This window comes from Deinococcus frigens DSM 12807 (assembly GCF_000701425.1).
Classification (GTDB): Bacteria; Deinococcota; Deinococci; order Deinococcales; family Deinococcaceae; genus Deinococcus; species Deinococcus frigens.
On record NZ_JNIW01000020.1, the window covers coordinates 46,963 to 63,468 of the forward strand.

The following is a 16,506-nucleotide window of genomic DNA, read 5'->3' on the forward strand; positions in this document are numbered from 1 at the left end:
AGTCAACTCTCAGTGGCGTTTTCCGTCTTCTGCCGCCCCGCTAATCTGTCGCTGGAGCCAGCCCGGCGGGGACCGCGCGCGCCACTGGCCGCGCCGGGCTGACCAGCGTGAGGCCCGCGCCCAGGCAGATGATCAGCGTGCCCCACCAGATCCACGACACCAGCGGACTCTCGATCAGGCGGACGCTGGCCCACTGCCCCCCAGGGTCAATGCTCGTGACCACCAGATAGGTGTCGCCCAGCAGCCCGTAGCGCACGGCGGGCGCGGGAAAAAGGGTGCCGGGAGCCTGAACGTAGGTGTTCAGCCGCGCCTTGAAAGGCTTGCCGTCAATGGACACAGAGGCGATGGTGGATTGACCGAAGCCCCGGTCTACTTCGCGCAACCCCGTCAGCTCCAACTGCTCATGCAGCAGGGTGCTGGGGGCCGCCCGCAGGTTCAGCGTGGCCTGGGCGTCCTGGCGGTACGCGCCGCTGAAGGCCAGCCCCAGCGCCAGCACCACGAGGCCGATGTGGGCGGTGTAGGCCCCGTAGCGGCGGGGTTGTGCCTGGAGCGTTCTGCCCAGCCCGCCCGCCTGCCGCGCCGCGCGGGCAGTCAGCAGACCCAGGCCGACGATGTTGTAGGCAGCCAGTGCAATGGTGATCAGCACGCCCGCTGAGCGGATGCCGAACACGAAGGCGATCAGCGCCGCGCCCATCCCGGAGGCCAGCAGCGGCACCAGCGCCCGCATCAGCCCCTGCCCGTCCGCGCGCCGCCACGGCAGCAGCGGCCCCACACCCATCAGCAACAGCAGGCCCAGCCCCAGCGGAATGGCGAAGGCGTTGTAAAAGGCCGGTCCCACGCTGGCGTCCCGCCGTCCCTGCGCCGCTTCCACGAAGGTGGGAAACAGCGTGCCCAGCAGCACCATGAAGGCGAAGACCAGAAACAGCCAGTTGCCCGCCAGAAATGCCCCTTCGCGGCTGACCGGGGAAGGCACCTCCGCCTCGTCGCGCAGGGCGGGCGCACGCCACGCGGCCAGGCCGATGCCCACGATCAGCAAGAAGGCCAGGAAACCCAGGAAGACTGGCCCCACCGGGCCGCCCGCGAAAGCATGGACGCTCTGGACGATGCCGCTGCGGTTCAGGAACGTTCCCAGCACGGTGCTGGAATACGCCAGCACGATCAGCCACACGTTCCACGAGCGCATCAGCCCGCGCTTTTCCTGAATCTGGATGCTGTGCAGGAAGGCGGTGGTCAGCAGCCACGGGATAAAGGACGCGTTTTCCACCGGGTCCCAGGCCCAGTAGCCGCCCCAGCCCAGCGTCTCGTAACTCCACCAGCCGCCCGCGACAATGGCGGCGGTCAGGAAGGTCCAGGCCACCAGCGTCCAGCGACGCGTGACTACCACCCAGTGATCGCTCAGGCGGCCCGTGACCAGGGCGGCCACCGCGTAGGCAAACGGCACGCTCAGGCCCACGAAGCCCAGGTACAACAGCACCGGATGCACGGCCATCATCCAGTGGTTTTGCAGCGCCGGATTGGGGCCGCGCCCATCGGCCAGCAGCACGGAAACGGGCGTGAACGGCGAGGCGATGGTGGCGCAGATGCCCACGAAGAACAGCAGACTGACGAACATGGTTCCCAGCGCCCAGGGCCGCAGGGCGTCACGCCGCAGCGTCAGCGACAAGATGAAGGCGAAACCTGAGAGCAGCCAGGCCCACAGCAGAATGCTGCCCTCCAGCGCGCCCCACAGACTGGTGACCTTGATCCAGGTGGGCGAGGACCGCATGGAATGTTCGGCCACATAACGCACTGTGAAATCGTCTTTCAGCAGCGCCACCATCAGCACCAGGATGCCCAGCGTCAGGAGGGCGAAGACCGCCCAGGTCGCCCGCCGCGCCGCCTCCACCACCCGCGCGTCGGCGCGAATGCCGCCCACAACGGCCAGCGCCAGCCCCGCCAGCGTAAAGGCCAGCGCCAGGAGCAGCGCAATCTGTCCCAGCGAACCCAGCGCGCTGGACGGGAAGGAAATCAGATTAAGCATGGATGTCCTTTCGGGAAAACCGGAAAGTAGAGGTGCGCGGGAGGGAGTGCATGGTGAAAATCTGTCACGCGCTGCCTCCCACCCCTGTCATTGCGTCTGCTGAAGCATGTCCTTCAGCTCCGATTGCGTCTTGGGAACGTTGTATTCCTCGCTGTGCTTGACGATCAGTTCCTGCGCGTGAAAGGTATTGCCCTGAAACTCGCCGCGCACCACGACGCCCTGGTTTTCCTTGAACAGGTCACTGACCGCCCCGCTGTACTGCACCGGAAAACTGGCCCCGCCGTCCGAGACAACGAACTTTAAATCCAGTGTCTGCGGGTTGTAATTCACGGCCTTGACCAGTCCGCCGATGCGGATGGGGCGGCCCTCCAGCTCGGCCTTTTGCTGCTGGTATTCGGTGGGCGTCACGAAGTATTCCAGGCTCTTGTTCAGGTTGCCGAACGCGATAAAGGCGCTCAGGCCGACGAGGGCGACGACCCCCAGAATGACGGGCAGCGGATTGCGGCGGCGCTGGCGGGCGCGCGGCAGAGGGGCCGGAAGCTGGCCGCTCACCGTGGGGCCTCGCCGGTCTCATCCTTCACGGCGCGCAGCCGCGCCCACAGCCACACCAGATAGCCCAGCAGCAGCACAAAGGTCACCGCGTAGACCACGATCACGTAGGCGCTGTACTTATCCACGGGCAGCCCCCATCTGCGCCCCAGCGCCCAGATCTTCCAGCAGTTCGCGCTCCTCGCGGGCTTCCTCGCGGGCGGCCAGCGTTCCGCGCACGCGCAGCAGGTACAGGTACAGGAAGGTAAAGGCCACCACCGCCATCAGCAGCACCCAGCCGTAGATCGGGGCGGCGTCGAAACGCATCTTGCCCAGCAGCTTGAGGGTCTGCGTCTGGTGGACGCCGCGCCACCACTCCACGGCCATGTAATTGACCGGCACATACAGCGTTCCCACGATGCCCACCACCGCCGACACGCGGGCGCGGCGTTCGGGATCGTCAATCAGGGTGCGGATCAGCAGGTAGCCGCCGTAGACCACCAGACTCAGGGCGGTGGTGGTCAGGCGCGCGTCCCAGACCCAGTACACGCCCCAGGTGGGCTTGGCCCACAGCATCCCGCCGACGATGGTGACCACCGTGAACAGCACGCCGATCTCGGCGCTGGCCAGGGCCAGACGGTCCCAGCGCCGCTGCCGCCCGATCAGGTACAGCAGGCCAAATAATCCGGTGCCGCCGTAGGCCAGGTAACTGAGCCAGGCGCTCGGCACATGCACGAACATCAGGCGCACCAACGAACCCTGATTGAGGTCCAGCGGCGCGGCCAGGCCCAGCGCAATCGCCACCGCCAGCGTCACCACGGTGGCCCCACCCAGCAGCGTTGTAATGAGGTTTCCTTTTTTCATGCTGCTTTTGCTGGTCATCTTGCTCCTAGTTTAAGAGGTTGACTCTGCCTGGGCCTGTCCAGAGGTCACGGTGGTCCCCCATCTGGCCCGTCCCAATGGACACAGAATCGTGCCTGGACCGCCGGGAGACAAGTGCGAGTGTCCCCCTTTTTGGACGGCACAGAAGGTAAAAAATGCCCTATTCTCCGCAGAATCATCGCCGTTTTTTTTCCTGGAGGTTCGCCCTATGTCCAAGCGTCATGTTCCGCTTTTTCCCGTGTCCGCCCTGGCTCTGGGCCTGATCCTGGCCGCCTGCGCCCCGGCCCAGACTGGCCCCCGGCCCGATCCCGTCACATTCCGCCCCGCGCCCGGCGAGGTGGCGTCAAAGATCGACGGCGTGGGCGATCTGGGCCGCTGGATGATCACCAAGAATCTGGAAAACGCCACCTGGCTCGGCGAGAAGGTGGAAGGCCGAACCCTGCGCGAACCGATCAACGTCGTCCTGATCGACGCCGTCGCCAAAACACCGACGGACGCCACCCGCCGGATGCTGGACGCCATGAACCGCGCGGGCTACGGTCCCAAGAACATGCACAGCGACGGCTATTCCGGCTACCTGAACGGTCAGCTCAGGCCCCAGTATCCGCACGGCAAGGGGCTGGCCTTTAGCGACGGCCCGTGGTACGGCTCCAACAACCACGGGCGCGTTTTTGGGCCGTTCGAGGTGGGCAGCAGCACGGTCTTCATCGCCTCGTTCAGCCGCGAGGATTTCCGCTGGCTGCCCCGGCCCGGCCATTCTTACAGCTCCTTCCAGGTGGCCCGCGAGGACCTGGCCAAGCAGATGGGTGCGAAAACCGTCTTTAAGCCCCAGGGTTACCTGAATCTGGCTTCGGCCATCGACACGCCGCTGGAAACAACAGGGGACCACGACGGGCGGGCGCTGCTCCTGGTGGCGCAGGAGTAGAGACGGTTAGACCCTTTGACCTTCAGACGCCCGCAGGGCCAGCCAGCGGGTCTGTCACCGCCACCGTCCAGCCGTCCTTGCCCCCACATTCGCAGCCACCGAGCAGCCCACTGACCCGCTCCACGCGCCCGCAGTTCAGGCAGGCCACGAAACCTTGATGCGGAACATCGGGGTCCAGCACGGCGGGTTTTTCCAGGTCCCAGGGTGGCACCACGGGCAGGCCGGGCGGCGGGTCCCCGTCATGGCTGAACACGGTCAGATTGCCGTCCTGCTCGAAGTAGGCGCGGCGGACCTCGCCCAGTTGCGCCGCGCCCTGGGCACGCAGCTTCTCGAACAGGTCCTCGCGGCTGAGGTTGGCAGTCTCCAGCGCCCGCAGGCTGAACACGCCGTCCCGGACAAGCTCGACCGGCTGGCCTTCCATCAGGGTCTCGACGCGCTCCGAGCGGACCACCAGCCAGGACAGGCCCCGTTGCAGGGCCACCACCAGCGCCAGGGCCAGCATGGCGTGCAGCAGCGGCACCTCCGGGTAGAACAGCGGGTCGCCCGCCGCCGATCCCAGCGCGATGACAATCGCCAGGTCCAGGCCGCTGAGCTGTGCCAGACTGCGTTTGCCCGTCACGCGCAGCAGCAGCAGCAACCATAGAAAAATGACCACCGTGCGGAAGACGATTTCCAGCAGAAACAGCGGCGGCACGTCGCCCAGCCAGATGCGCTGCCAGTCGAAGGGAACGATGGGCGGGCCGCTCATAGGCGGTCCCCTGCTCTCGGCGCGTCGCTCAAGCCCAGGCCCGCCAGCACCCGCTGCCGCTCCCAGCCGATCAATGCGGACAGTTCAAGCAACGCCGCCTCGAACGCCGGGTCATCTGGCAGGCCATCCTCTGCGGATAGCGCACGAAGCCGCTGCCACAGGGCATTGCGCCGCTCAAGAAATTCGCGGGGGGGCATGTTTCAGAAGTGTAGGCGGCACGGCGACAACCGCTGTTCAGAGATTCTTGTCCAACCTGGCCCCGGCAGTTTGACAGTGAGGTCTTCAGACGTTTGGACGCCGGCCCCAGGCGGCCCTCAGCGATACCGCTCGTTGTCCCGCAGATGCTCGGCATAGGTGTGGTTGACGTAGATCTTGCCGCCCGCCGCATGCAGGAAATACAGCGCGTCGCGCCCGTCGGCCAGCTTGCGGTTGGCGTTCAGCACGCTCTGCAAGGCCGACTGGCCGGGGTTGTTGATGGGTCCGGCGGGCAGGCCCATGCGGGTGTAGGTGCTGTACGGGGTGTCCTTTGTAAAATCCCCCGCCGAGCGGTCCAGTTCGGGCAGGTCCTTGCCCAATCCGTAGGCCACGGTGGGATCGCTGCCCAGCGCGATGCCGTCCTTGATGCGGTTGAGGAACACCCCGGCCACGATGGGCATTTCCAGATCGTTGGCGGCCTCGGCCTGCACCATGCTCGCCAGAACCACCCAGTCGCGCACCGAGAGGTCCAGTGACTTGGCCTGTGCCACGCGCTCCGGCGTGAATTCATCGTTCATGCGCGAGACCATCGTTTCCACGATCCTGCGCGGCGTTTCCTTGGGCCGGAATTCGTAGGTGGCCGGGAAAACAAAGCCTTCCAGATTCTTCTGTGTGCTGGCAGCGTATTTGCTCAGGCTGGGGTCTTTCAGGGCGCTCAAAATGGCCGCGCCGTCGAAACCCGCCTTCTTGAAGATGGCCGGAATGTCCCTGATCCGCTTGCCCTCCGGCACGGTCACATTGACCACCGGGATGCGCGCCGGACCCGCCAGCTTGTCGGCCACCCCCTGCACGCTGAGGGTGCCGTCCAGATCATACAGACCTTCCTTGAGGCTGCCCGCCGTGCCGTTCTGGCGCATCACGAAGCGCAGCGCGTCGGCGCTCTTGACGATTGTGTTGTCCTGCAATTCGCGGGCCACCGCGCCCAGCGTGTCGCCGGGTTTGACCTCCAGCGTGTAGGCCGCGCCCCCGGCAGGCGCACTCAGGTTGCGGACATACAGGAACGCGCCCAGCGCCGCCAGCAGCAGCAATACCAGCAGGATCAGCAGAACCCTGGCCCATACGGATGATCGGCCTCCGCGCAGCCGGGTCACAGGCTCGCCTCGGTCACGGCACTTTCCAGCGGGTGCCGCGCGAGGCGGGCCAGCAGCTCGGCGTCGGCGGGCGGTCTGGCCCCAAAGCGGGAGACCACCCAGCCGCCCACCTCGACGGCCAGCCGGGCGGCCTTCCGGGCGTCGCGGTGGGTCAGCCAGCCCCCCAGGAACGCGCCGCCAAAGGCGTCCCCAGCCCCGGTGGCGTCGGTCAGGAGGTCGGGGGTGGCGGCCACCTGCACGCGCGGCTGCTGGGGTCCCTCGATCAGTGCGCCGTCGGCGTCCATCTTCAGGACCACCAGCGCGTGCGGATAGCGCTCGCGCAGCCAGCTCAGGGCCTGACCGGGGTCCGTGTGGCCGCTCATGGCGCGGGCCTCGTCGTCGTTGGGGAACAGCAGGTCAAACGGCACCTCGTCCACGATCTTCAGAAAGTTCTCGCGGCCCATCTGCTGGATCATCTGGAAACTGCCGGGATCCAGGCTCAGGGTGGCGTTGCCCTCCCCGGTCCGGGCGGACTTGGACAGCAGCGCCGCCGCCAGGGCCGAGGCGCGCGGCGGATCGCGGAACAGGCTCCAGGCGGTCAGGTGCAGGTGGCCCGCGCCGCGCAGCACCTCCTGCGGCAGTTCGGCGGGCAGCAGCTCCCAGTCCGCACCCTGCCCGGTCAGCATGGCCCGCTGGCCCCGGCGGTCGATCAGGGCCAGCACCACCCCGGTGGGATGCTCGGCGCTGAGGATCAGCTCGGTCTGGACGCCCTCGGCCTGAAGCTCGGCGGTGGCCAGTTCGCCGAAGCGGTCCCGGCCAATCTTGCCCACGAAGGTGGCGGGAAAGCCGCACCGCCGCGCCCACACCGCCAGGTTGGCCGCGCTGCCGCCGCCCGAAAGTTCCAGCCGCCCGGTCGTGTCGCCGCCCGAAAGCAGCATGGTGTCGGGTTTGGCCAGCACGTCCCAGTTCAAGTCGCCCAGCGACACCAGGGGTTTGCGTTCATTCATGACTGCGGCGCAGCATAGCGCGCGCGGATGAGGCGGGGCAGGGTTCGCGGGCAGCAGGGATGGGGAGGCCGAGGAAACAGCTCTCGCTCACTGCGGGGGCAGTTGAAAGGAAGCGCTGGCATCTTGCTGAGCTTCTGGTCTGCCCGGTGGCCCCTCACCTTCTGCCGCTGCGCTCCGCTTCTGCTCAGCTTTGCAAGTTCCTCCCTCTTCCGCTTGCGTACCGGGAGGCCAAGGCAGCTCAGAGAGTGCGCCACCAGGGCAACCCCCGGTGACACATTTCTCAGGCGCTGTAACTCTTCCGCCTAACGCCGTCCCACCACGGCCCACGCCCCCGGCAGCAGCAGCGCGGCCAGCCCCAGCTTCAGCGCGTCGCCGGTCAGGAAGGGCAGCAGGCCCGCGCTGAGCAGCGGCTGGCCGCTCAGGCCCGTGACCAGACCCAGCCACAGCAGGCCCAGCGCGTAGATCACGGCGCTGCCCGCCAGCATTGCCAGCACGGTGCCGAGGGGACGGCGGTCCAGCGCGAAGCGTTCCACCAGAAAGCCCACCAGCGCGGCGGCGAAGGGAAAGGCCAGCAGAAAGCCACCGGTGGGTCCGGCAAATTTGGCCACGCTGCCGACACCGCCCGCGAACACCGGCAGGCCCACCGCGCCCACCGCCAGATACAGCGCCAGTGCGGCGAACGCCCGCTTCCAGCCCAGCGCCGCGCCGACGAGCAGCACGCCCAGGGTTTGCAGGGTGACCGGAACGGGCCTCAGGGGCAGTTCGGCCTGGGCCAGCAGCGCGATCAGGGCCGCGCCGCCCGCAATAAGCAGCAGGTCACGGCTCAGGCTGGGGGCGGGGACCAGGGTACGGGCGAGGGTGGGGTGGGTGAGCTGGGTCATGGGGTTCTCCTTGAAAGGGGCTTGTGATGTGTGGAAAAAGATCGTGTTATGTGCAAAAAGAGTTATGTGCAAAAAGAGCGGGCTGCGTTTCACGGGGCCGGACCACCGTCCAGAGCGCCGATCAGTTCCACATCCCCGGCGCTGACCGTGTGCGGCCCGTTCGGGGTCTGGACGATCAGGCTGCCGCCCGCGTCCAGGCGTTCGGCGACGCCTTCCAGTGGGCCGCGCGGCGTCTGCACGCGCACCGGGCGGCCCAGGGTCACGCTGACCCGCGCCCAGGCCTCAAGAATCTCGGCGGGCGGGGCGCGCAGCCAGCGGTCAAGCTGCGCCAGGACGCTGCCCAGCACCCCCGCGCGGGTTACCCCTGAGCGCAGTTCGCTCAGGTGGGCCGCGCCCGCCGGAGCGCCGGAGACGTTCAGGCCGATGCCCAGGACCGCGCGCCGGGCTTCCTCGCCGCGCAGGTCCGCCTCCAGCAGAATGCCTGCCAGCTTGCGGCCACCAGGGGCCAGCAGGTCGTTGGGCCACTTCAAGCCGCCGACGCCGCAGGCCGCCTGAACGGCCACGCCCGCCGCCAGGGGCATCAGGGCCAGTTCGGGCAGGGTCAGGGGAGTCTCGCCGCCGTCCTCTCCCCCGCCGCGCAGCAGCACGCTGAAGGTCAAGGCTCCGGGGGCGGGGGACCACGCGCGCCCGCGCCGACCGCGCCCGCCGGTCTGGTATTCGGCCACCACCACCGCGCCGTGGGGGGCCGGGTCCGCCGCGTCGTCCGCCCAGGCACGAACCGTGTCCTGCGTGCTGCCCACGGTTCCCAGATAGCGCATGGCGGCCCCCAGCGTCCCAGCCCGGCGCACCAGCCCCGGCGCGGGCGTGCCAGGAGCCAGGGCGTATCCGGCGCGGGTGATCTGGACCGGGATGCCGCTTTCCAGCAGCTTGTGGGCCAATGTATGGACAGTCACGCGCCCCACGGCCAGCCGCCCGGCCAGCCTCTCCCCGGACTGAGGGGTATCGGTGAGCAAGTCTAACAGGCGCTGGGGCATCTCGTTCAGTGTTCTACAAGTTCGGGTGAACCAAAAGCAAGGGGAGGGAGAAATACGCCGAGCCGCCCCACCTTCCATTTGCCCCCACAGTGTCCTATTTGCGCCCACAGTGCCTTTCTCAAACTGCGCCTTTGCTAGACTGACCGCATGACAATGGTGCGGCAGACCAAGCAGCGGGCAGCGGTGATCGAGGTGCTGCGCCTGGCCCGGTCCCACCCGGACGCGGCCTGGATTCATACCCAGGTGCGTCAGAACCTGCCCAGCGTGAGCCTGGGCACCGTGTACCGCACGCTGGACGCTCTGGTGCGCGACGGCGTGGTGGTCACGCTGGAGCGCGCCGGACAGGCCACCCGCTACGACTACAAGCGCGCGGGCGAGGACCACCACCACGCCGTCTGCCGGGGCTGCGGCGCAATTTTCGACGTGGACGCGGGCGAGTTGCCGCCGCTGGCCGCCGCCGCGCTACCCGCCGGATTTCAGGTGACGGACGTGCGACTGGAATTTATCGGTGTGTGTCCAGACTGCCAGACCAAGAAAACTGTCTGAGACGGTAAAACTTAAACGAGGCGACCGTAAATTTGGACCCGTTCCCAACTGGCGTGGTCTGTCACCATTTAGAGTGTAAGTTGGAGCATGTTTGAACTTCTGGCAGCCCTGGCCCTGATCCTGTCGCTGGTGGCCCTGTCCCGCGCGGGCAAGGCACAGCAACAGGCGCAGACGCTGGCCCGGCGGCTGGAGTTGCTGGAAGCCGAGTTGCGGGCCGCGCGGTTGCGGCAGCCGGGAGCGACTCTGCCTCCTGTGACCGTAGGCGAGCGAGTGGCCCCCGGAGGTCAGGAGCCGCCCACTTGGCCGGAAGATCAGCCCGCCGCGCCACCGCTCGCCAGCCTAGCAGCGCCCCCTAGAGCGCGCGGGCCGTCGCTGTGGGGGCCGCAGTTCAGCCGGGCGCGCATCAGCCTGATTGGCGGGGTGCTGGTGCTGGGGGGGCTGGCCTTTACGCTGCGGGCGCTGGGCGCTCCGGCATGGACGCTGCTGCTGGCGGTGTTCGCGTTTGGGGGGCTGCTGTACTTCAATGCGCGGCGGGTGCCGTGGCCGGTGTCCGGAGCGCTGCGCGGGCTGGGCTATGGCGTGGCGGCGCTGGGCGTGGGCAGCCTGTCGGCCCAACTCTCGGCCCAGCTCCCTGGCGGCTGGGGACCGGGCGCGGTGATGCTGGGCCTGCTGGGCCTGAGCGCGGCGCTGCTGTTCGATGCCTTGCGCCGCCGCGAGCTGCTGCTGGGCGCGCTGGCGGTGGGCGGCGCGGCCCTGAGCACCTGGATGCTCACCGACGATCTGGGCGAGTGGTCCATCCCGGCTGCGGGGGCGGCGCTGCTGCTGGCCGCCGTGGCGGTGTGGCCGGGCTGCGCGGCGCAGGACGCTGTCCATCAGGACAAGGGGGAAGATGATGCGGCTGGCCCCACCGCCCACGCCTCCCTCCGCGCGGCCCTGGCCCTGACGCTGGGCGCTGCCGGGACGGTGCCGCTGGGCTGGTTCGTCGCCTCGCTCAATCATGTCGGGAACGGCCCGGCGCGGCTGCTGGAGGGCGAGCTGGGGCGGGGTGTCCTGGCGGCGGCCCTGCACCTGCCGCCCGGCCCGCTGGGTCTGCTGCCGTGGCTGGCGTTCAGTGTGCTGGCCCTGGGCGTGCCGCTGGCACTGCTCTCACGGCTGCGGCAGAGGGCAGGGGAAGACCCCTCAGATGGTCGCCCCGACGGCGTTTCCCTGGGCGCGGCCTGGGCGAGTCTGGCCCCACAGGTGCTGGTGGCGGCGGCAGTGGGCGCGGCGCTGGGCGATACCGGTTCAAAGGCGGGCGCGCTGGGGCTGACCCTGGCCATCCTGGCCGCGTTGCTGGCAGCGGTCTGGCTGGCCTGGACCCGCCGGGGGGCGCAGGACTCGCCGCTGGCGGGCGCGGTGGCGGGCGCGGTGGCGGGCAGCCTGACGGCGGGCGCGGCAGGGGTGGCCGGGGCGCTGGCGCTGAGCGTGCTGGGGCCGCGCACCGAACCCCTGGCGCTGGCGGGCGTGGCGGCGGCGCTGCTGCTGGTGGGCCTGTACGGGCGCAGCCGCTTCTGGCTGCGGGTGGGCGCGTTGGCCCTGGCCTTGACGGCGCTATGGGGGGCGTGGATGACGGTGGGCTTCGGTGCGGTCCCGCTGCTGGCTTCCCCGGATGACCTTCGCACAGCGCTGCTGGGGGCCGCCCCCGCCGCGCTGGGCCTGCTGGCGGCGTGGCGGGTGGGCCGCGATTCATGGGCCATGACCCTGCCCAGACAGGTCAGGAAAACCAGCGCGCAGAGCGTAGAAAACGCGCCGCGCACCGAACTCTCCCGCATCCCCACGCTGCTGGCGGGCCTGTGCAGCGCGGTGCTGGCGCTGGCGCTGCTGGCCGCCGGATCAGCGGCACTGGCGGGCGGGGTGCTGATAGCGGCGGCGGCGCTGTGGACGCGTTCGCAGGAGCGTTCCGAAAACACCGTTCCCTTCTGGGTTGCTGCCCCGCTCCTGACGCTGGGCAGCCTGCTGCTGACCCAGGCCACGGTGCCGACGCCGCCATTACTCCTGGGCGTCGCGGTGGCCCTGCTGGCGGGCGCGGCGCTGCTGCGGGCCGCAGGGCGCAGCTTTGCCGACGCCGCGCCACGCGGGCTGGCCGAGGGCACCGCCCTGACCGTGCTGGCCTTGGCGCTGACCCGCGCCGCGCAGGAATGGTGGCCCGCGCTGGGCCTTCCCGGCGCGCTGGCGCTGCTGGCCGTGCTGACCGCGCCGCTGAGGCTGGCCCTAGGCTGGAGCCGCATGGACGCGCTGCTGGGCCTGGGCGGTCTGGTCCTGCTGAGCCTGATCATGGCGGGCTGGCCGGTTGACGTCCCGGACAGCTATGGGGGGGCGAATGACCGGATTCAGGTGGCTGCCCTAGGCGGCCCGCTGCTGGCCGCCGCGTGGTGGCTGACCCGCACGGCAGGTGGCCTGCTGCGGTGGCTCGCCCCGCTGACCCGCCCCTTCGGCGGTCTCCCGCCCGACGCCGGGGCGCAGCCGCCAGTCGCGCAGGCCCTGTGGCTGGGAGCCTGGGCGCTGCTGGTCCCGCTGGCCCTGGGCGTACGTTTCAGCGTCCTGAAGGCCGATCTGAAGCCCTGGCTGGTGGCCTCCAGCCTGGCGCTGCTGCTGGTGGGGCTGGTGGCCGCCGTCCGGGCACACCGAGCAGGGAATACGGGCGGGGCCGGCGGCACGGGTGCGCCGTGGGCCAGAGCGCTGTGGACCGCTGGCCTGGCGCTGATCGCCGGGGCCGGGGTCAAGGGCGCGCTGCTGGACGCCGCCTATTTTCCCAATTCGGCGGCAGGCCTGGGCATCGCCGTGCTGGTCACGGGCCTGAGTCTGCTGGCGGTGGCGATTCTGGCCCCCCGCCCGGCGGCCCCGGCCCCAGCTTCGGAGAAGTTGTCCGGAGGGCCGCCGGGATGATGCCTGGCCCAGGCAAAAGAGTGCGGCTGATATGAGAAGGTGGCCGCCTTGACTCATCCAGATAGCACGAAAATCCCCTGCATTCTCTCTGGGAGATCAGCTAAGCTCAGCCGATGTCCCCCACAACCCGGCCAGAGGTCTTCCTCGATAACCCGGTAGGCTCGGCCCTGAATGCCGATGTCAAGGGTAAAGTCGTGGTCACACGCTCGGCGGGCGCACTGTATTTGCTGGATGTGCTGGAAAAGCGCCCCCGCGCACTAATCGTGCGCGAAGACCTTCAGGCCGTGGACGAAATCCTGTGCTGCGTCAGTCTGCGACAGGGCGAGGGTCTGTATCTGGGACCGCCCATGAACCACTTGCCCCTGACACCCAGCGAGCGCCGAATCCTGCAATTTGTCGCCTGCGGCTTATCTAATCCGGAAATCGCTAAAAAAATTGGCCGAGAGGTGAGTACGGTCAACAGTCAGGTGAGCAGTATCCTCCAGAAAATGGATGTTAAAAGCCGTCGCCACGCGCAGAATCTGTACTGGGGCCATGACTTACCCCCCCCCCTTATCTAGACAACTAACGAAGAGTCATCCGTAGGGCTGTGGATGCGCCGAAGATTGCCCCCGAACTAGGCTTGCCCCATGCAAAAACTGATTCTGCTGGGAGCGTTGCTTCTGGGCGGTTCGGCCCTCGCCTTCGACGGCACGCCCCGGACCGACTGCCTGGGAAAACCCGTAAAAACCACTGCCCTGCCGCACAGCGGGCAACCCACCGTCTACGTGTTTGCCCAGCCCGACTGCGCCGCGTGCAGCCTGCAACTGGGCGCGCTGTCGGCCCTGCAAAAAAGCAACCCAAAGTTGCAGATCACGCTGGTCACGGAGCAGAACAGCGCGGCCCTCAGGGAGTACCTGAGCGGCTTTGCGCTGACGCCCACGGTCTACGCCGACACTGCGGGCGAGAGCCTGAAAGCCCTGGCCCTGAAGACCATTCCCGCCGTGATGTACGTGAACGCCGCTGGAACCGTGGAGGGCTTTTACGAGGGAACCTTGACCAACGCCGAGACCCGCGAGCTGGGCGGCGCGCTGATTGCCGGGAAGCCCCTGCCCCGGCTGACGGTTCCCGGCGGGGTGGGCAGTCTGGCCCCCGCGTTGCCCGGTGTGGACTGGGCGGGCAGCAAGAATAACCTTCTGATCTTCCACTCGGCCACCTGCCACTTCTGCGAGGAAGAGCTGCCGTACTTGCTGAAGTACGCCAAAGAGCATCCAGAGGTGGCGGTGTGGATTGTTGCGCCGGACGGCTTGGAAGCTGTGCAGAAGCAGTTCGCGGAGGCTTCAAAGAATGTGCGGGTGGTGCAGGACGCGGGAGATAAGGATGCCGGGGCAAAGTTGTTTACCGCATATAGGGCGCAGGGAACGCCGACTCAGGTATTGGTGGACAGCACGGGTCGGATCAAGTGGAGGGGAGCGGGATTTGACAAGACCGGACTCAATCCATTTGAGGCAGGCAAGTTACCGCTGGAGTGAATGATGGAGTCACTGGCCGCTAGGCCATGCTCAACAGGAGAAATTATGAAGAAACTTGGTATTTTGGGCGCATTATTGGCGACAATGGCTATTTCTGGCTTTGCTGGAGCATCTGGGTGGGGCGATGTCACGGCTAGTCAGACTCTCTGGACTACCATACCGAAGGATGGCGAACCGAAAATAGATTCGATTCCCGTTTACGATGATGGTGGCGCATCATGTAGCTATTCGCAGTGGACTGAGAGCAGAACCGTCAACTACAGCTCCTTTGATGAAGCTATGACGGCGGGAGCTTGCACTGGAGCAATGTACACTATGTCTAGGATACCTGGAGTCAATAAAGTTATTACCACCATCATAAACAAATCTACTGTGAATACTCAAGCCATTGGGGCTGGCGGTATAGCTGGCACAATTCAATATTGCAAATCGGAGATTCAAAAATATGTAGAGGGACTTGATACGCGTACATGTACGAGAAGCTGGAATACTTATTACAAGACATGTGGAACTGTCTGTGGCTCTTGGTATTAGAAAATAAAATAATAAGATGACAGATATGATGCGTCTTAATTATATCTGCCATCCTGATTGTATAATTTGTACCAAGAAGAGGAATGATGTGTTAAAAACTAAGAATAATATCCCTACAATATTGTTCGCACTACTTGCGATAGCACTTTTTACGATTGAAACGGTGTCGTCTGATGAATTTGGTTACTTTAGTAGTTACCTACAAATACTGTTCTTCGTTTACAGTGGCTATATTCTAATAACTTACATCAAAGTTTTATTTTCGACAGAGATAGAACCAAGTAAAGTAACTTACAATTACAAGTCTGCATTTGTTTGGATAACCCTCTTTTTCTCCTTGGTCTATTTTCTGATGACCATGAATTATGTTTTGTTTCCGTATGCATTAGTCTTTGTGTTTGGTGGAATGATAATGGATCAAATGTTCAACAAATAAATACAACGCTCGATATTTTAGCCAAAATATGTAAAACACAGGGTTTCCCAACTTATGGTAGGACCACAGGACAGCGTGGAGTAGCCAAAAGGAGGGCCAGGCTGGTGTCTGGAGTGAAACTGGCTGCTAGGCCATGCTCAATGGGAAAAATTATAAAGAAACTTAGTATTTTGGGCGCAGTATTGATGACAGTGGCTGTCTCTGGTTTTGCTGGAGCAACTGGTTGGGGCGAGGTGAGCAATTCTGGTACGCCTTGGCAACAGGTCAAACCACCACCAACCAACCCTGACGGCGTGGTTGTACCTGATCCGGGCAGCTCGACTTGTAACTGGAGTCAATGGACCGAGACCCGCGATGTGAATTTTAGCACCCTTGATTCAATGATCTCGGTAGCAGCTTGCGCTTGGATTGGGAGTAGGGTCGCTGTCTCAACCGCCGGCATGAAGACCATAAAGACGATCACGAATAAAGCTCCATATGCCGCTGGTGCAGGGGCAGCAGGTGCAGTGGCAGGCTGTGAAACTTCGATTGAAAAATATATTACTGGCCTCGATACTAGAACGTGCACTAGAGCATGGAGCGCCGCTTTGAAGATGTGTGAGACCGTTTGCGGGACGTGGCACTAAATTAAGATGAGAAGCCTCTAGACACGAGGCTTCTCATCTCTCAACTTATGTGAATCGCTTCAGTTTTAGGTGCTAGCTTGAGAGAGGAATTATGTTTTATGTAGTTTTATTCTTCGGAATATGCATATCTTCTTACCTACTCACAGGAGGGAACACAGAAAAGGCAATAGCCATTGCTTTTAGCGGCACCCTGACCACTTATCTAACTTTGAAATTAAAATCACGTCCCAAGACCAAAAGGTGAGGGATAAAACCTGACGGCCTGACAGAAATTATGAGAAAGCGTCCCCGGTAGGCGACACTTTCTGTTTGTGACAACCGAAAATGCTACCGGGGACGCACCCCGACTCTACCAAGCCGTCTTCTCCCATATCCAGAGTGGATTGTGGAACGACATCCGCAACGCTCACACGCTGGCCTGGATGGTCACGGGCCTGCTGCTCTCCCAGCGCAGTTCCATTCCCGCGTGGCTCCCTTACATCCACTCCCGTGCCACGTTCGCGCAAAGCAGTGAACGCCGAGTTCGCCGGTGGCTGGAGAATCCAGCTATAGACCCCACCAGCATTTATGGTCCGCTC

General features: G+C 65.3%; 16 protein-coding genes and 1 pseudogene. 7 read left to right on the top strand and 10 right to left on the bottom strand.

Features of this window, described 5'->3' with window-relative positions; translation table 11 throughout:
• Positions 1-40: 40 nt before the first annotated feature.
• From Q322_RS0109630 to ccsA, 4 genes are all read right to left on the bottom strand, one after another.
• Positions 41-2,020, bottom strand: a complete 1,980-nt coding sequence (locus Q322_RS0109630; RefSeq protein WP_029477699.1) for a heme lyase CcmF/NrfE family subunit — start codon at positions 2,018-2,020, stop codon at positions 41-43.
• Positions 2,021-2,107: 87 nt separating this feature from the next.
• Positions 2,108-2,572 (bottom strand): cytochrome c maturation protein CcmE, encoded by a 465-nt coding sequence (gene ccmE, locus Q322_RS0109635; protein ID WP_029477700.1) that lies wholly within the window; start codon positions 2,570-2,572, stop codon positions 2,108-2,110.
• On the bottom strand, positions 2,569-2,697 hold the full coding sequence (locus tag Q322_RS23265) for a heme exporter protein CcmD (protein ID WP_156952981.1): 129 nt from the start codon (positions 2,695-2,697) through the stop codon (positions 2,569-2,571). Before Q322_RS23265 ends, ccmE begins: the two co-directional genes overlap by 4 nt.
• Positions 2,690-3,430 carry a cytochrome c biogenesis protein CcsA gene (ccsA, locus tag Q322_RS0109645; RefSeq protein WP_415831256.1) on the bottom strand — a complete coding sequence of 247 codons (741 nt, stop codon included), beginning with the start codon at positions 3,428-3,430 and terminating at the stop codon, positions 2,690-2,692. Before ccsA ends, Q322_RS23265 begins: the two co-directional genes overlap by 8 nt.
• 238 nt (positions 3,431-3,668) lie before the next feature.
• On the opposite strand from ccsA, the gene Q322_RS0109650 reads away from it, so the two are divergent.
• Positions 3,669-4,355 carry a hypothetical protein gene (locus Q322_RS0109650; protein ID WP_245593204.1) on the top strand — a complete coding sequence of 229 codons (687 nt, stop codon included), beginning with the start codon at positions 3,669-3,671 and terminating at the stop codon, positions 4,353-4,355.
• Between the two features lie 22 nt (positions 4,356-4,377).
• Here Q322_RS0109650 and Q322_RS0109655 read toward each other — a convergent pair whose 3' ends face one another.
• The 6 genes from Q322_RS0109655 to Q322_RS0109680 form a co-directional block, all read right to left on the bottom strand.
• Positions 4,378-5,103, bottom strand: a complete 726-nt coding sequence (locus tag Q322_RS0109655; protein WP_029477703.1) for a DUF421 domain-containing protein — start codon at positions 5,101-5,103, stop codon at positions 4,378-4,380.
• Entirely contained in the window at positions 5,100-5,300 is a 201-nt protein-coding gene (locus tag Q322_RS0109660; RefSeq protein WP_029477705.1) for a hypothetical protein, read from the bottom strand. The genes Q322_RS0109655 and Q322_RS0109660 overlap by 4 nt, the downstream gene beginning before the upstream one ends.
• Before the next feature lie 117 nt (positions 5,301-5,417).
• A complete protein-coding gene (mltG, locus tag Q322_RS0109665) occupies positions 5,418-6,449 on the bottom strand; it encodes an endolytic transglycosylase MltG (protein ID WP_029477706.1) in 1,032 nt (343 codons plus the stop codon).
• Positions 6,446-7,435 carry a carbohydrate kinase family protein gene (locus tag Q322_RS0109670; RefSeq protein ID WP_029477707.1) on the bottom strand — a complete coding sequence of 330 codons (990 nt, stop codon included), beginning with the start codon at positions 7,433-7,435 and terminating at the stop codon, positions 6,446-6,448. The genes mltG and Q322_RS0109670 overlap by 4 nt, the downstream gene beginning before the upstream one ends.
• Positions 7,436-7,737: 302 nt before the next feature.
• Entirely contained in the window at positions 7,738-8,316 is a 579-nt protein-coding gene (locus Q322_RS0109675; protein ID WP_029477708.1) for a biotin transporter BioY, read from the bottom strand.
• Between the two features lie 89 nt (positions 8,317-8,405).
• On the bottom strand, positions 8,406-9,350 hold the full coding sequence (locus Q322_RS0109680; protein WP_029477709.1) for a biotin--[acetyl-CoA-carboxylase] ligase: 945 nt from the start codon (positions 9,348-9,350) through the stop codon (positions 8,406-8,408).
• A 147-nt stretch (positions 9,351-9,497) separates the two neighbouring features.
• Between Q322_RS0109680 and Q322_RS0109685 the strand changes: the two genes are divergently transcribed.
• The 6 genes and pseudogenes from Q322_RS0109685 to Q322_RS22390 all read left to right on the top strand — a co-directional run.
• On the top strand, positions 9,498-9,896 hold the full coding sequence (locus Q322_RS0109685; RefSeq protein WP_029477710.1) for a Fur family transcriptional regulator: 399 nt from the start codon (positions 9,498-9,500) through the stop codon (positions 9,894-9,896).
• An 87-nt stretch (positions 9,897-9,983) separates the two neighbouring features.
• Positions 9,984-12,821 (top strand): hypothetical protein, encoded by a 2,838-nt coding sequence (locus tag Q322_RS23855; protein WP_029477711.1) that lies wholly within the window; start codon positions 9,984-9,986, stop codon positions 12,819-12,821.
• Positions 12,822-12,934: 113 nt separating this feature from the next.
• Complete coding sequence (locus Q322_RS0109695) at positions 12,935-13,381, top strand: helix-turn-helix domain-containing protein (RefSeq protein WP_029477712.1); 447 nt, start codon at positions 12,935-12,937, stop codon at positions 13,379-13,381.
• A 69-nt stretch (positions 13,382-13,450) separates the two neighbouring features.
• Positions 13,451-14,332 (top strand): redoxin family protein, encoded by an 882-nt coding sequence (locus tag Q322_RS0109700; protein ID WP_029477713.1) that lies wholly within the window; start codon positions 13,451-13,453, stop codon positions 14,330-14,332.
• Between the two features lie 45 nt (positions 14,333-14,377).
• Positions 14,378-14,866, top strand: coding sequence for a hypothetical protein (locus tag Q322_RS23275; protein WP_156952982.1), 489 nt, complete (start codon positions 14,378-14,380; stop codon positions 14,864-14,866).
• A gap of 1,373 nt (positions 14,867-16,239) precedes the next feature.
• Positions 16,240-16,506 (top strand): annotated as a pseudogene (locus Q322_RS22390) (transposase); the annotation flags it as partial.

What these genes read in the sequence shown, in the direction of transcription:
- Q322_RS23275 (WP_156952982.1), top strand. Translation starts at nt 14,378, where the DNA reads ATGAAGAAACTTGGTATTTTGGGCGCATTATTGGCGACAATGGCTATT.
- Q322_RS0109655 (WP_029477703.1), bottom strand. Translation starts at nt 5,103, where the DNA reads ATGAGCGGCCCGCCCATCGTTCCCTTCGACTGGCAGCGCATCTGGCTG.
- Q322_RS0109695 (WP_029477712.1), top strand. Translation starts at nt 12,935, where the DNA reads ATGTCCCCCACAACCCGGCCAGAGGTCTTCCTCGATAACCCGGTAGGC.
- ccsA (WP_415831256.1), bottom strand. Translation starts at nt 3,430, where the DNA reads ATGACCAGCAAAAGCAGCATGAAAAAAGGAAACCTCATTACAACGCTG.
- Q322_RS0109675 (WP_029477708.1), bottom strand. Translation starts at nt 8,316, where the DNA reads ATGACCCAGCTCACCCACCCCACCCTCGCCCGTACCCTGGTCCCCGCC.
- Q322_RS0109670 (WP_029477707.1), bottom strand. Translation starts at nt 7,435, where the DNA reads ATGAATGAACGCAAACCCCTGGTGTCGCTGGGCGACTTGAACTGGGAC.
- Q322_RS0109660 (WP_029477705.1), bottom strand. Translation starts at nt 5,300, where the DNA reads ATGCCCCCCCGCGAATTTCTTGAGCGGCGCAATGCCCTGTGGCAGCGG.
- Q322_RS0109685 (WP_029477710.1), top strand. Translation starts at nt 9,498, where the DNA reads ATGACAATGGTGCGGCAGACCAAGCAGCGGGCAGCGGTGATCGAGGTG.
- Q322_RS0109680 (WP_029477709.1), bottom strand. Translation starts at nt 9,350, where the DNA reads ATGCCCCAGCGCCTGTTAGACTTGCTCACCGATACCCCTCAGTCCGGG.
- Q322_RS23855 (WP_029477711.1), top strand. Translation starts at nt 9,984, where the DNA reads ATGTTTGAACTTCTGGCAGCCCTGGCCCTGATCCTGTCGCTGGTGGCC.
- Q322_RS0109700 (WP_029477713.1), top strand. Translation starts at nt 13,451, where the DNA reads ATGCAAAAACTGATTCTGCTGGGAGCGTTGCTTCTGGGCGGTTCGGCC.
- Q322_RS0109630 (WP_029477699.1), bottom strand. Translation starts at nt 2,020, where the DNA reads ATGCTTAATCTGATTTCCTTCCCGTCCAGCGCGCTGGGTTCGCTGGGA.